This is a genomic window from Paenibacillus sp. J22P59 (assembly GCF_059383895.1).
The window spans coordinates 91,622-106,523 of record NZ_JBXENX010000010.1; the positions used below are offsets into that span (position 1 = coordinate 91,622).

The 14,902-nt window shown below is 44.6% G+C and carries 8 protein-coding genes; 1 reads left to right on the plus strand and 7 read right to left on the minus strand.

Annotated elements, in window-relative coordinates; translation table 11 throughout:
• Positions 1-221 precede the first annotated feature (221 nt).
• The 7 genes from AC50YO_RS18200 to fabZ all read right to left on the minus strand — a co-directional run bounded on the left by AC50YO_RS18200 (position 222) and on the right by fabZ (position 12,212).
• On the minus strand, positions 222-4,367 hold the full coding sequence (locus AC50YO_RS18200; protein WP_494849400.1) for an S-layer homology domain-containing protein: 4,146 nt from the start codon (positions 4,365-4,367) through the stop codon (positions 222-224).
• Between the two features lie 288 nt (positions 4,368-4,655).
• A complete protein-coding gene (locus tag AC50YO_RS18205; protein WP_494849402.1) occupies positions 4,656-5,798 on the minus strand; it encodes an MraY family glycosyltransferase in 1,143 nt (380 codons plus the stop codon).
• Between the two features lie 103 nt (positions 5,799-5,901).
• On the minus strand, positions 5,902-6,663 hold the full coding sequence (locus AC50YO_RS18210) for a WecB/TagA/CpsF family glycosyltransferase (protein ID WP_494849404.1): 762 nt from the start codon (positions 6,661-6,663) through the stop codon (positions 5,902-5,904).
• A gap of 7 nt (positions 6,664-6,670) precedes the next feature.
• Entirely contained in the window at positions 6,671-7,822 is a 1,152-nt protein-coding gene (csaB, locus tag AC50YO_RS18215) for a polysaccharide pyruvyl transferase CsaB (RefSeq protein WP_494849406.1), read from the minus strand.
• Entirely contained in the window at positions 7,786-9,909 is a 2,124-nt protein-coding gene (locus tag AC50YO_RS18220) for a DUF5693 family protein (protein ID WP_494849408.1), read from the minus strand. The genes csaB and AC50YO_RS18220 overlap by 37 nt, the downstream gene beginning before the upstream one ends.
• A 69-nt stretch (positions 9,910-9,978) precedes the next feature.
• Positions 9,979-11,694 (minus strand): phospho-sugar mutase, encoded by a 1,716-nt coding sequence (locus AC50YO_RS18225; RefSeq protein WP_494849411.1) that lies wholly within the window; start codon positions 11,692-11,694, stop codon positions 9,979-9,981.
• A gap of 86 nt (positions 11,695-11,780) precedes the next feature.
• Complete coding sequence (fabZ, locus tag AC50YO_RS18230) at positions 11,781-12,212, minus strand: 3-hydroxyacyl-ACP dehydratase FabZ (RefSeq protein WP_494849414.1); 432 nt, start codon at positions 12,210-12,212, stop codon at positions 11,781-11,783.
• A gap of 482 nt (positions 12,213-12,694) precedes the next feature.
• Here fabZ and AC50YO_RS18235 point away from each other — a divergent pair, with 482 nt between their 5' ends.
• Positions 12,695-14,878 carry a hypothetical protein gene (locus AC50YO_RS18235; RefSeq protein ID WP_494849417.1) on the plus strand — a complete coding sequence of 728 codons (2,184 nt, stop codon included), beginning with the start codon at positions 12,695-12,697 and terminating at the stop codon, positions 14,876-14,878.
• The last annotated feature ends 24 nt before the right edge of the window (positions 14,879-14,902 follow it).

Below are 14,902 nucleotides of genomic sequence, written 5' to 3' on the forward strand. Positions count from 1 at the left end.
AACTTTAAAAGTTTTTTTCGGGCTTCCATCGCGCTACACAAATAACCAAATTATGTATATTACCTCTTCCCACTTTGACTACATTATGGTTCTTTTACACATAAACTAGTATAGCCTGTACGAGACTTTACGTCGATGCTAAAGTTTTTCCATGGATAATGTTGCAGTTCTCTATCTATATTGAAGGGAGCCAGCTCTTAGCCAGCCCCCTTCATCATGCATTAATTAGCGTAAATCTTAGGAAGCTTCTTCTGATCTGCCATTACTTTCGCAATAATGATAGCTGCATCAGACCGCAATAGATTAGCTTTTGGATTGAAGAGATAGCCCTTCTTCGGATCGGCAGGATCAATTATAGATCCTTGTATGAAGCCCTTCTTCTGAATGGCAAGCACTGAAGGCATTGCATAATAATCGAATAGCCCTGAATCCTTAAATGCTTTATCCAATCCCGCCTTAACTTTTGTCGGACTTGTGTCCAATTTCATATTTAAAGCCTTAGCCATCATTACCGCCGCATCCTGACGCGTTATAGTATTGCCGGCATCGAAGAAGTTCGGCCTCGTTCCTTTAATGAAGCCTGCACGAGCTGCCGTCTCAATATAACGATAATCATACAATGCATCACGGCTTATATTGGTAACCGGCGGTACATCGAGGAAATGTGTCTCTCCCGTGTAGTTTAATGGAAGCTCCAAAGCTCTTACAAGCATACGAGCGAATTCACCGCGTGTAATACGACGATCTGCCCCGAATAGACCGCTCGGGTCAACTGCGTTCATTACACCTTTGGCATAGATCGCTTCCATAGCCTCGCGTGCATAAGGATGGTCAATAATATCGTTGAAGCTGGTCGATAGCTTTACAACAACATAATAACCGAAGTCTCTAAATGGAACTTCAATCGTATTTTTTTTGGCATCTACTACACCACCGATATTCTCCCACACTTTATCGTAGATATCGTAGCGCAGCACTGCAATCGTCGTACCAGCAGCCTGTGTAACACTCTTATCATAAGAAAGCGTCAGTGAGCCCTCTTTGGAAGGCATCAGCTCTTGGCTTGGGTTACGCAAGAAGTAAGGCTGCAAGTCTTTGCCCTTCTCATAGGACATCGGATATGGATCGAAACCAGTAGTGATTGGATCATAGATATCTTCTGTGATCATATCATCCGCTAATCCTCCGTCAATCCAGAAGACGCTGCTCACTTTATTGAATCTGCTTGGGAATTGGGCAAAATAGTTTTTTCCCATCAGCATACTCAATCCATATTCCGCACGTGTCGTTTCAAACTCATGATAGTCGATGACACCGTCGAACGGATTGGCAATTGCGAATAATAGATCATTGCCGTTATAAACTTGGTTCTTGAATTTCTGTGGAACATTAAAATCTGTTCTGATCAAGTTCGCACCTTTCGGGAAGGTCAATACCAGTTTATTATCAAATAGCTTATGGGAGCTTTTCATCGTATCCATAATTTGCGCACCCGGGATGTTCTCCGGTACGTATTTGACTTTAAAGGAATCCTTCACCTGATTCTCGCCATTCGTAATCAGAAGATCGATCTTTGTCTCTTTATTCGCTTTCAGCTTTTTAATCGTTACCGTATAGGCGACTTTTTCTGTCGGCTGCCCATTGACTAGGGACGCATAGTCCAAATAAGTCATCTTCCTTGCTTTTTCCTTATTAATTGTAACTTGTTCCGCTCCCGGAGAAGTTAGAATAACTTGAACATAATCCTGATTCATAGTGCGCTTCTCGATGATTGGCGCCAAGATCGTGTATGGAATAGAAGTAGGATTCACTTCCAAACGATAGGTTGCTCTTGGACCCGATTCCCCGCTATTAAATACTGTAATGTTGTAGACGCTGGAGCTCCCGTCAGCTGACAGCTCTTGTTTGGTTAATATGAAATAAAAATACTGTCCGATCGGGTTGTAGACGACATTAATTCGGTTATCTCCAGCCCCTTGATTAATAGTAATGCTAGTCCCCTGAACTGAGAATTGATTAGATAAATTCCATTCAATATCACGTTCGCCTGAGGTAGATGCAATGCGGATCTTATATCCGCTTTTATCATTACCTAGCCCCGCAAGCTTATTTTCAATTATGCTCCTAAATGTAGCGTCATCTTGACCCTCTGTTTTTTCTCCCAAATCAATAAAATCGAAAGTACCATATACAAACATCTCTGCTTCGCTTGTTACAAAAATGCTGCCATCCTGCTTGAATGCAGGATCATTAGGCATTGGCTTATCACGGTTAGTACTGTACGGATACACACCGTCAGTTCCCGGAGCTGGAATGACCGGTAGGTTCGTTGGAATTATCGTTACTTTAATCGTGTTCTCATAGCTATTAGTTGCAGATTTAAATGAAAACGTAATTTTGTTATCACCTGTAAGATTCAGCGATCCATACATTAACTCAGAATAACTAATTTCAGTATCGGTACTGCCATTCGTATTCAGATGTTCATTAGATGCATTTTTATCCGCCCACTTTATATCATTAATAATGAATTTTGATTTGCTTGACGGGTCTGCCTTAAGCGGAATCTCTACATTATTAACAAATAGAAAGGCATTTTTAATTTTAGTGCCAGTTGAATTACTTGTTGTTTCATAGATAATGTCATCGACATTAGGAATGTTAATGAGTTCACCAGCCAGATTACCGAACTTAGTCAGGAACCATGCGGCTCGATCGCCCTGCATCGTTGTATCAAATGGAATCTGCATGCCATCAAACATAGAATTATACTTGACATATGGCCCATATAACAAAGTGATCGTTGCCTTTTTGGTTGCAGCCTGGCCCTCTATTTGAAATACTATTGTCTGTGTACCTGCTGCAGGTAACTTGTTTACCTCAAGTATTACTCTAAGAAAACGAGTGGGTATTCCATTAACAGTCCTCGTTACTTCCGATGAATTAACAAATTTAGAGTCAGCCTTAAAAGAAACATTAGCTGAATTCAAAATTTCTTTAATTTTAACAAATTTATCATTACCCACATCACCTGCAGAATAATTCGCTACCAGAACTTCAACGCCTAACGGCAACTGAAGAATTGTCGCATTCTCAATATCTGAGCTTGTCAGACCCGCTAATTGGCTAGGTGTTGTTGATGCCGTATATCCGGGCAAATAGTTGATATCATGAATGTAAGGCAATCCACTGTTAAGTAGCTTGATCGTGTAAATCGGAGATAAATCGGTTGTTGGTGTCGGTTTAACATGATTTTGTCCCTGCAGTCCAAAATTGTGAACCGTATCATAAACAATATCAGTTCCTACTTGCCCTAGATTTGCTTCAAAATTAATCATAACGAATTTTTCGTCTTCCACTACAATGTCACCTGGTGCTGTTGGCTGTGTAATAGAAGTCGAAAGGGAATTCAGCGTATACTTCAATCCGACGTTATTCCAATCTATTGTATTAGAAGGATCTCGCAAATCGGGCGTGAACGTTCCATTACCATTGTTTTTGCGAGGAACGATAGCTTTACCTTTCACTTTCAACGACTTACCATTACCGGCTGAGAACTCTCTTGTGGATTCAATAGATCCCAACAACGTTGAATCTTCATAAAGATTCAAATCATAAAACGTAACGCCTCCGTTATAGAAAGCAATTTCTCTAGTTGTCTCAATAGCCTGATTGTTATTATAGATCTTCAATGTCAGTGTATTCTTGCCTTGCTTAACCCGAAGTGGAGCTGCAATGAACTTCCATTCCACGTTATCGGATATTGTATACGTATACGTCTGGCCATTCATGACAACATCAATCTTGTCTGCATTTGGAGCTATACCTGTAATACTAATATCTTCAGCATTCTTGCCATTAGAAGCATCTGAATAGAGAACCGTAGTACCTGTGTCTTTAATATCAAAGACAGCACCTCGAATATTAGCCTGCAAGTTGGATAGCATTGGACTGTTGCGGTATTCAATATAAATTGAGCTGCTAACCGCACTGTTCCCTTGAATGCCTTTGAACGTAATCTTGTTCAAGCCCGGGAACAAAAGAATACCTTGGACGGAGATCGATCTGCCATCGTCAATAATAATATTGCCCGTTTGGTTATTGTTCGCGTTCAGTTCATCCTCGCGCCCTGTTGCTGCATCATATGTAATCTGAGCAACATCATAGCTGATCGAAAGACCGTTAACACCATTGACGGTACCAACTAGGTCTACCCTCTGCGTGGTTACAATCTTAGGCGTGGCTGGGTTGTATTGCTGATTATCAAAAGCAAACGGTGCCGTAGCTGCAGTTACGGGTCCTCCAAAATTAGGCACAAGTGTAACCAGCAGCGCTAATGATAAAAGTAAAGATAATAGCTTTTTCAAAATGTTTTCCTCCTTTATATAGGTGTAGCATAAATATCAGATCGAATGGATGAGAGCGATTGGACAATTGCCGTTCAATGCTTGTATAGCTTTCCTCCCTTGTCTTCGCTGTCGGTACTAGAAACGTATCGCTTGGATGGACCAACTGCAAAATAGTTCTGTATTGTAGTTATCGGTTATTATGATGCGGATATTTAGGGTAGATAGGGAAATTGAAGCAAAAAAAGGGTTGCTGCTCTGTCATATTACTGACAAAACAACAACCCTTCCTTATATTCAACGATTGATTTACGATTTGGAACGATCCGTATCTACCTTCAAGCGAAGGCGCATCCGGTTCAAAAAGTTAATTAGTGGTCGACGCGTCTTATCAACAATCCCGATAAGCTCAGCCCCAATCTGAAGCCCAAACATTAAGAAGCAAATAACGATGAAGGTAATCCAGTTAGCCGCATTTGATTGTACGACCGTGGATTGAATAATCGCAAAACCTCCGAATATCGCAGCTACACTCCAGATGATGAGTACCGTGCGGCGATGGCTGAAGCCAAGCTCCTGCAAGCAATGATGCAAATGTCCTTTATCTGGAGCAAAGATCGGACGCTTATTAACCAAACGGCGAATAATTGCAAAAAAAGTATCAGACAACGGTACACCGATAATTAGAAGCGGTGTGACAAACGACACGATCGTAATCTGCTTGAAGCTGATCATCGACAACGTTGCTAGACAGAATCCTAGGAATAGTGACCCGGAATCTCCCATGAAAATTTTGGCGGGATGAAAGTTGAAGAACAGAAACCCTACAATACCGCCTAGGAGCAATGTACTCATCAATATGATAGGTACATTCCCCATAATAATCGCCATTACAAGGATAGTTCCTATCGCGATGCCAGATACACCTGCTGCTAATCCGTCCAAGCCGTCAATCAGGTTGATGGCGTTGGTTACTCCAACAATCCAGAAGATCGTGAGCGGAATAGCAAGCCATGCTGCGATCGGCTGCATCGTCTCACCGAAAGGCATCGTGAGAAGGTCAATCTTGATCCCGAAGCCGAATACAACCACACATGCCGCTGCTATCTGGCCAAGAAGCTTAACTTTGGCAGACAACTCGAAACGATCATCGAAGGCTCCTAATATAATGATAATCGTTCCGCCGACAAGCAGCGCACGAATCATATTCATATTAGCCGCACTAAGCAGCCCATCCGGAATAAAAGGCGACAGCAGCAGGAATGACCCTACAAATGCCATATAAATACCGAGACCCCCCATACGAGGCATTATCCGCGTATGTACTTTACGATGGTTCGGTTTATCAATTGCTCCAACCTTAAAAGCGAACTTCTTCACAAGCGGTGTCAAAACTAAAGCTAACAATAATGATAGGATAAAACCAATTGTATACAATAAGCCTGCTGGCATAGTGTGCAGCTCCCCTTTTTCTTCTACCGAAGTGAATTATACTCCGATCGAAAAAGAAACTCCAACCCCGTTTTCACTCAATTTCAACGGTTTTGGGAGGTTTTTATGATATTGGCCTAGGTTTTGTGACGTTTTCCTTGTCGCGAATCACTCTCACGACGAATTTCGGCAACACAAGCATTCTAGGAAGCCTTTTCGGCTCCTGCAATAGACGATAAAACCACTCCAGCTTCAGTCTCTGAAACAAAACAGGAGCTCTCTTCAGCTTGCCGGCAATAATATCGAAGCTGCCTCCAATTCCCATGATAAGGGGTACTCCGAGCTGTTGCTTATGTTTAGCAATCCACGGTTCTTGCGTTTTGGAATCCCTTGCAACAAACAATAAATCTGGCGCAGCTTGACGTATCTCTTCCACGATCTCTTGATCCTGATCAGGTCCAAAAAATCCATTGTGATAACCGACAATTCGCACCTGCGGATATTGCAATTGCAGCTTCTCCGCAGCTGATTCAATAATTTCCTGCGAGGTACCAAGCAAATAGGCTGTCCACTTACGCTTCTCGCCCTCTTGCATCAGACGTTGAATAAGATCAAAGCCTGCCACTCGTTCAGCAACCGGTGTTCCAACATAATTCGCTGCCCACACAACGCCCGCGCCATCAGGCACAATAAGCTCAGCCTTGCGCATCATCGCATAATACTCATTGCTCTCTACTGCTGACATAACCATAATCGGATTAGCTGTAATAACATGGGTCTGTCTGCGTTGTTCAATAGATTCCGTTAAGTAACTGACCGTTTCGTCCATACTCATCTTCGAAAAGGGTATCCCATAAATCGGTACGGTTGGCACATGTTTCGACAAGCGAAAATCACCTCAATAAGTTTTGACGCAATAATTGCGTAATTTGTTGCGCAGGCTGCTGCGATTGTTGCCTCAGTTTTTCTATTGCATCATGATGTGATCTTCTCCAGCCCTCTAGATCATCAAGCAGTTCTTCAAAAGCATTGGCGAAGGCTGCGGCATCCAACATGTCCGCTGTTCCGACTGCACGAAGATCCAGCCGTTGAAGAAACTGATCAATCTTCGGATCGTACGATAAGCCGAGCATGGGAATACGCTGGTTCGCTGCATAGATAAGTGCATGGAGCCGCATGCCGAACATAGCATCGCACCGGCTTACTTCAAGAAGCATTCGCTGAGGATCATCCCCGATTGCTGCAAGCTCCATTACACTTCCATCGCCCATCCTTCCTTCGAGCCGTTCCATAACGAACTTGGATGCTTCAACATCATCCGGTGTATGGAAGGGCAGAAACCGCAACCGAACAGGACGACGGCTGGTCAATAATGCAAGCGCATCAGCAGCCCGAACCATATCGGCTCTATCCGAGCGCCAGAAGCGCAAAGATACGCCAATTGTCGGTATAGCACTCTCTGATGTAGACGCTGCTGTCGGCGATATCGCATCCCCCGGCAGCGGCAATCCCATAACCGGATCAGGCACAACCTGAATCCGGCTCTGCGGAACACCAATTCGAACAAGAAGCTCAGATGATTCTTGATCCCGTACAGACACATAAGCACTACGCTTCATGACATTGCGTATTAACGGGTCCATCCAGCGGCGGTTAACGGGTCCAATTCCTTGCGAATAAATAAAAGTGGGCTTGCCAAGCAATTGCGCCAGCTTTATAACGCCCGTATAGTATGGAATCGTCTTAGTGCCTGTAGCATCCTGCAATAGGCTGCCACCTCCGCTAATCAAGCCATCGCTGCTGCGAATGGCCTTCCAGACATCCCCTGGATGCATACGGCGAACGGCCTCTACTTTGTACAAGCTGCTTGTCCATGCAGGATCAGCAGACAACACAATGGGTACTATTCGAATGCCCGCTGCGGCCCCTTGTTCTTCTAGCGCAAGCAGAATGGAGCGAAGCACAGCTTCGTCGCCGCTATTGCGGAAGCCATAATAGCCTGAAATAACTATTCGGCGAGTTTGCGCTTCAGTGCTGGTGACCATTTACGCCATACCCCTTCCGCAAGCTGCCATACCCCAATAAGAATAATTCCAATAATCGCTCCCAAGCCGAGGCCAAGGAATACACGTATAGCGGAAATGTGAATCGGTGTGTGAATATGAGCAAACGTATCTACCATGGATAACTGGCCAATCGAGCCCACAATAACGAGCAGCCATGCTGCACGATAGCGCAGCGCCAAGAATAGGCCTGCTATAAACAATGGATGCGATAATAGGAATTCCTTGTTTCTTGGACGTACGCCAAATGTCCCCTCCAACCACTCTCGGAATGGCTTTTCAAAAGGAAGCGTCTGACCGGCATTGCCGGTTCTTGATAAATAGTACATACCCGCTGCAACGACGATCAAACCAACGACTACCATAACGACCGTAATCGGCTGTGACAACAGCGTACGTACGCGTTTGAATGGAGCATGTCCTGTGTAGAGCAATACATAAATCGCCGTTAATCCAATTGGAACGAGATGCAGCGCGCTAACGCCACGGAACTGCTCGATCACAAGACTGTACGTAACGTTGTTCAGCAAGCCCACGATATAAGGAACAGCCATTAAAGATATCAATGCCGTTACAATAAACCAATTAATAGCAAGACCGAAACGACGCCCCGTAGAGATGCCTTCGAATACCCATTTCGTTTTGCCATGGCTGTCCGCTTCTCCATCTGGCGATCCCGCTCGAAGCGACCATTCGGCACCCCCGACGAATCGTTGGTTGCCTTCGGTTCTTGAATAAATACGATTCATCACCCAAATAAGTGCAAGTGTAGGGGCACTAATAGCAGCGCCTAGAGCGACAGCTTGCTCCATAAGCGAGCTGTTAAGCACATACAATCCCGCACTTCCTAACAAGCCCAGAAGATATACCGGAATAATGGTTCCTGGCAGGAATGCACTTACCAGCAGAGCGATTAGTGCAATCGCACCCGCTGCCACGATTGCTTTCATTGGCTTCGCATAGGTAGGATGCTCTACTTCGAAAGGTTGGGCAAGATTCGATGGGAAGCCTGCATTAGCCAGTGTAGCAACTATGCCCTCTTCACCCTTCATTGACATATACATATTATCCAGGCCGTTTACAACGGCTGATTTCTCAAGACTGGATTGAACGCCTGCATTCAGGAAGAACATCCGGATATTCCGATCCTTTGCAGCAAGCAAGAAACGATCTGCGATCGCCTCCGGAGTCATGCCAATCGTATCATCCGGTGACAATGAATATAGCCTTACCACATTATAATCTGTAAGATATGCTAATTTATTTATGCCAGCTTGATTTTTTCTTAAATTTTCAATTGTAGCAATGCCCATGCCATATTTATTCAGCAAGCCCGCGAAGGAAACCAAGCTTTTGTCTTCTGCATGGTTGGTGTAGCCCTTTACTTTATCGCCATCAAACAGAATGCGAGTAACCCCATATTCTTTGAGCATAGCCAGTTGTGCATCAACTGCTCCCTCTTCATAAGGAAGCACACGATCACTGAATCGAGCTAAAATATGAAAGCCTGCATCAGACAGTGTCTGAAGCGTAATCGGATCAAAGGAGAGCGGCTTCAACATCACTTCCTGAAGCGGCAATTCAATAACGAGCCCGTCTCGTCCATCAAAAGACCAATCACGGTATACGGCATCCACTCGATCAAGGGCAGCGCGCAGAATTGGACCAATCTCTTCCTTCTCACGCTCGCCTGTGAATAGCACATACGTGAAATTCTGGCCTTTGGGCTCAAGCTTGCCTTGGAGCAGCGCAACATCCTTAGAATTATAATAAGTCAGACGTCCCGCCTGTGACAGCTCTCTAAGCGAACTCTCATACAGAGACATCGTCTTAATGCCAACATACTTCATATTTTCTAACTGCTCCGCAATGAATTGGTGCGGCTTCGCTTGGTATTCTGAAATATCTACTAGATCCCGATAATCGAATACATATTCCACTTGCTTGGATGCTGATTCCATCTCCATGCGATTAAGTCCAAGCGGCACAGCAGCGATTACCCCTACAAGCGTAATAATCCACAGCCATACTTTCGCCTTGCGATTCCATTGCTGCCAACGTTGAAGCACAACCATCCTCCGTTCTTATTGCCTATCAAATTGTGTGAAGAAAGCAACCTCTGAATAATTGAAATCCAATTAAGCCTGTCGATCTACCCGTTCCATTACAGCCTCACGGAGCTGAGTGAGTGACTGGCCTGCCTGTGTGGTCGAATCGCCACGCACCGCCAAATATACTTTGATCTTAGGCTCTGTACCAGAAGGACGCAAGCAGAACCATGAGCCGTCAGCCAGTCGATACTTCAATACATTCTCTGGACGGAGGCCATCCAGTCCTTTAAGATAATCAAGCACTTCTACAACCTTCACCCCGTTAATGTCAACAGGAGGCTGATTCCGCCAATCATTCATAATGCCTGCAATTTTTTGAACCCCATCCAAGCCTTTAAGTGTACGGGACTCCAATCCTTCCAGGTATACACCATGCTGCGCATACAGCTCCAATAATACATCATACAAGGTTTTTCCTTGACTGCTATAGTATGCCGCTGCTTCGCAAATCAATAACGAAGCGACGATCGCATCTTTATCACGTGCATAAGTTCCTGTCAAATAACCGTAGCTCTCTTCATATCCGAATAAGAATGAATAATCTCCTGATTTCTCGTAAGAGGTCATTTTTTCCCCGATATATTTGAAGCCCGTTAACGTATTGGCAACAGCGGCACCATATGACAGGGCAATATCTGCTCCCATCTCACTAGTAACAATTGTCTTCACAACGATTCCGTTAGCTGGCAGCTCACCGCGTTCCTTCAATTGGCTAAGCACATAATTAACCATTAGCGCTCCCGACTGATTACCAGTTAATACGACATACTCACCTTCGTTGTTCTTGACGACTGCACCCATGCGGTCGGCATCCGGATCAGTTCCAATAATAATATCGGCATCAATCTTCTGTGCCAATTGAATAGCAAGCGTAAAGGCTTCGCGTTCCTCTGGATTAGGAGACTTTACCGTACTGAAATAACCATCCGGCTTCTCTTGCTCAGACACAACATGCACATTGCTGAAGCCTGCTTTTCGCAATACTTCACGAACTGGCATCTCTCCTGATCCATGCAGCGGCGTGAAAACAATCTTAAACTGATCGCCAACACCGCTTTTAAGCAGCTCTGCATTCAGGCTCTGTGCAACCACGATATCCGTATATTGCTCATCAGCTTCAGCGCCCAGCCACACTAATAGCCCTTGTGCCTCCGCATCTTCACGGCTCATACGCTTTACCTGATCAAAGCCGCTGACCTGTTGAATGGATGCGATAACCTCTTGGGCGTCCTCCGGTATAAGCTGGCAGCCATCAGCGCCATAAGCCTTGTACCCATTATATTCTGGCGGATTATGGCTGGCGGTAATAACAATTCCTGTAGAAGCGCCGAGAGCGCGTACAGCATAAGAGAGCTGGGGAGTTGCCCGTAATGATGGGAACAAAAAGGTTTTTACTCCATTAGCAGCAAGCACCAATGCGGAATCGAGCGCAAATTCAGGCGATAAGTTTCGTGAATCATGCGCGATAACTGCCGACGGAGCATCCTTATGAGGTCCTGACAGCAACCAGTTAGCTAGCCCTTGTGTCGCTTTACCGACTGTATAGGCATTCAGACGATTTGTTCCTGCACCCATAACACCACGCAAGCCGCCCGTACCAAATTCTAGGTCGCGATAAAAGCGATCTGCGATCTCCTTCTCCTGACCCGCAATACTGCGCAGCTCTTCCTTCGTTGCAGCATCAATTACTGGATCATTCAACCAAGCTTGGTAACGAGCTGCGGCTGTTTCATTGTGACTCATTTGGTTCTCTCCTCTTCATTCCGTAGATCATCGTCTGATCTCGAATTTTTATCTATTACGTTTGTTTAGTATTACTCTATGCTCAACTACGATGGATTCGACAAAGCAAACATAAGCTCGCCTTCCGCTACTACCTTATCTCCAACCTTGGCAGTCCCAAGTCCTTTACCGATGCTGCCTTTCATGCGCGTAATTTGCACCTCTAGCGTCAGTGTATCTCCAGGCTTTACTTGGTCCCTGAAGCGGAAGCCGTCAATACCTGCAAAAAAGCCCAGCTTGCCTCGGTTCGCTTCCACTGTCAGCATAGCAACAGTACCTACCTGCGCCAAAGCCTCTACAATTAGCACACCAGGCATAACCGGATACCCTGGAAAATGCCCTACGAAGTAAGGTTCATTCATCGTCACATTTTTAATACCCACTGCGCGAACGCCTGACTCTACCTCCAGAATACGGTCAATAAGTAAAAACGGCGGGCGGTGAGGAATGATTTCCATAATTTGATTAATATCGAGCATGTAAAAAAAACCCCTTTCTTGAAATAGGATGTATAAAATGATTAGTTTTGACTGAAACTATTGTTATCCTTCATGAAACTGCAGTTCAAGAAGGTTGAGATAAGGGGCCTGGCTATCGGACCTAAAGCGTCCGATGTCAGGTCTCTTTGTGCATGTCATGTAGGTTATTGTCCCGGTCCAGTCAGATAGATTTATTGCAAGTCAGACTTATTAAGCGCTCGGAACAGCTCCACCTCAATACGTGGTTTACAACAATCGTTCCCAACTATTATACAACTACCATTATAAAATGAAAACAGCGCTCCAATATGCCGCGTTTTACCCGAGCAATCTCCCTCTTTTACAAACGTTGATTTAATAAAATCCGTGAAAATCTTTCATTTTCCTTCATTTTTTTCACTTTGCTACCGTTAATAATAGAAGAACAATAATTTTCTAGCAGAAAGGACAGGGATGTAGTGAAATTGAGTTTACGTTGGAATATGTCGTTGCACAATACTAGAAGATACTTCGCAGCTGTGCTTGCATTTGTGCTGATTATGACATCGGTGACGGGAATCGCCCACGCGGCGGAGGATACGGTAACAGGAATTGAGTTCATATATGATTCCGATGACTACGTTAGTTCCGGTGATTATCTTAAAGCACTAGTCGAAGGTGACAAAGTGGATTTATCCGTATTTGCATCCATATCCGGGTCCTCGTCAACAAAGAATGTTACGTCCGAGGCCGTCTGGAAATCATCTAATACTTCTTACGTTAAAGTCGATAAGGGCGTACTTACAGGGGTAGGCAAAGGGACTGCAACTATAAGCGCAACCTATAAAGGCCATACGATAAAAATGGATGCCAAATCGGATTATTTATATGATGAGGTTACGTTGCTAGAAGGCTCTAGCAGCAATAACGCCAAAGACAGCTATGACGTTCAGTTAGGCGAAACTCCCAAGTATACACTCAATGGAACAAAGGACGGCAATACAAAAGACATTACATCGGAAGCAGTATGGACGACATCCAGCTCTACAATAGCAACAGTTGATAAGGGAACCATCACGCTTATCGGTACAGGTACAGTAACCATCACCGCTAAGATGAAGGGCAAATCAGATTCCGTCAAGCTGGATGTGAGCTCTCCTTACAAATCTATCACGATTACACCTAATGAGTTATTAGAAATGGAAGTCGACGGAGCAGATCGCAAGCTGACCGCTGCAGTCGTACCGAAGATTGGTCCCGCCACCCCACTTGATGTAACAGCCAAATGGACAAGCGGCAACTCCAAAATTGCCACTGTAGAGAACGGGGTTGTAACTGCCGTAGGCGCTGGCCAAACAACAATCACAGCAGGCTATATGGGTGTAACTACTTCTATTACCGTTGTCGTGCGCACTCCATATCAATCTATGAAACTATCCATTGAGAAAGAAGCACATCTGCAGCTGCATAATAAGCCGCTCGTCGTTGAAGCTCACGTTCTTGAAAATGACAATAGCACTCCTAAGCGAATAACTGATGAAGCAGAATGGACTTCTTCCAATGTAATTGTAGCTACTGTGGATCATGGTGTCATTGTACCTAAAGCAATCGGTACAACAAGAATTACGGCCACACACAAAGGTGTCAACCGCAGTATTGACGTCACCGTATATCCTAGCATTCAATCGCTCAGTCTCGAAATCAACAAAATCGACGGCTTTGTTGATGGCTCGGAGGCTGTTCCTAAAGTAATGGCTACTACATTCGATGGCGAGAAGATCGACGTTACGAAGCTGGTGAAGTGGTCTTCTGAGAATGAAGATATCGCCGTAGTCAGCAATGGCAAATGGACAGCCAAAAAAATTGGGCAGACTGTGCTTAAAGCACAAATCGAGGATTACTCTGTTCAAACAACACTGACTGTTCATATTAAGCCACTTAAGCTGATTGCAGATACAAGTACGATAAGTTTGATCCTTATGAAAGAAACAAACTTACCTTTTGTCACTGTTATTAATGAAGATGGCGAGGAAGAGGATGTTACAGAGCTAGTGAAATGGAAAGCGTCCTCTGACAACATCGTGTTGAAAGAAACCTCTATGAAAGGACTTGAGGTCTCCAACATAACTCTTACCGCCTCTTATTTGAACAAAACAACGACGGTTAGAGTCAAAATAGAAGAGGAAATCGTTAAGCTTGAAGTAGAGCCAGCCAAGCTGGAGCTCTATCCGGGCAAGACAAAGTCCGTAAAAGTAACTGGACATTATAAGAGCGGTAAAACCGTCTCTCTTGGTTCCAGCATGAACTGGAAGGTATCCTCTGACAAGCTAGCTTCCGTTCGAGGAAGCTCCGTCAAGGCGCTTGATATCGGCACTGGCAAGCTTATCGGCTCCTATCAAGGAAAGACTGTAGAATTGCCGATTGTCGTGACACCAAGATTGAAGACACTCTCCTTGTCTGAGAAATCAGCCAAGCTTGCTCCTGGAGCTTCGATCACTATCCAGCTGCAGGCGAATTATTACACTGGCAGCCCTCTTAATGTAACGTCAGATGCGATTTGGACAACCTCCAAATCAAGCGTTGCAACCGTCAAGAACGGTAAGATCACTGCAGTTGCCAAAGGCTCAGCATCTATTAAAGCCACCTATTCAGGCAAAACGGTAACCTTTAGAGTAACCGTAAAATAAAACAAATAAGCCTCTCATTCCTTA

What these genes read in the sequence shown, in the direction of transcription:
- AC50YO_RS18205 (WP_494849402.1), bottom strand. Translation starts at nt 5,798, where the DNA reads ATGCCAGCAGGCTTATTGTATACAATTGGTTTTATCCTATCATTATTG.
- csaB (WP_494849406.1), bottom strand. Translation starts at nt 7,822, where the DNA reads ATGGTCACCAGCACTGAAGCGCAAACTCGCCGAATAGTTATTTCAGGC.
- AC50YO_RS18225 (WP_494849411.1), bottom strand. Translation starts at nt 11,694, where the DNA reads ATGAGTCACAATGAAACAGCCGCAGCTCGTTACCAAGCTTGGTTGAAT.
- fabZ (WP_494849414.1), bottom strand. Translation starts at nt 12,212, where the DNA reads ATGCTCGATATTAATCAAATTATGGAAATCATTCCTCACCGCCCGCCG.
- AC50YO_RS18235 (WP_494849417.1), top strand. Translation starts at nt 12,695, where the DNA reads ATGTCGTTGCACAATACTAGAAGATACTTCGCAGCTGTGCTTGCATTT.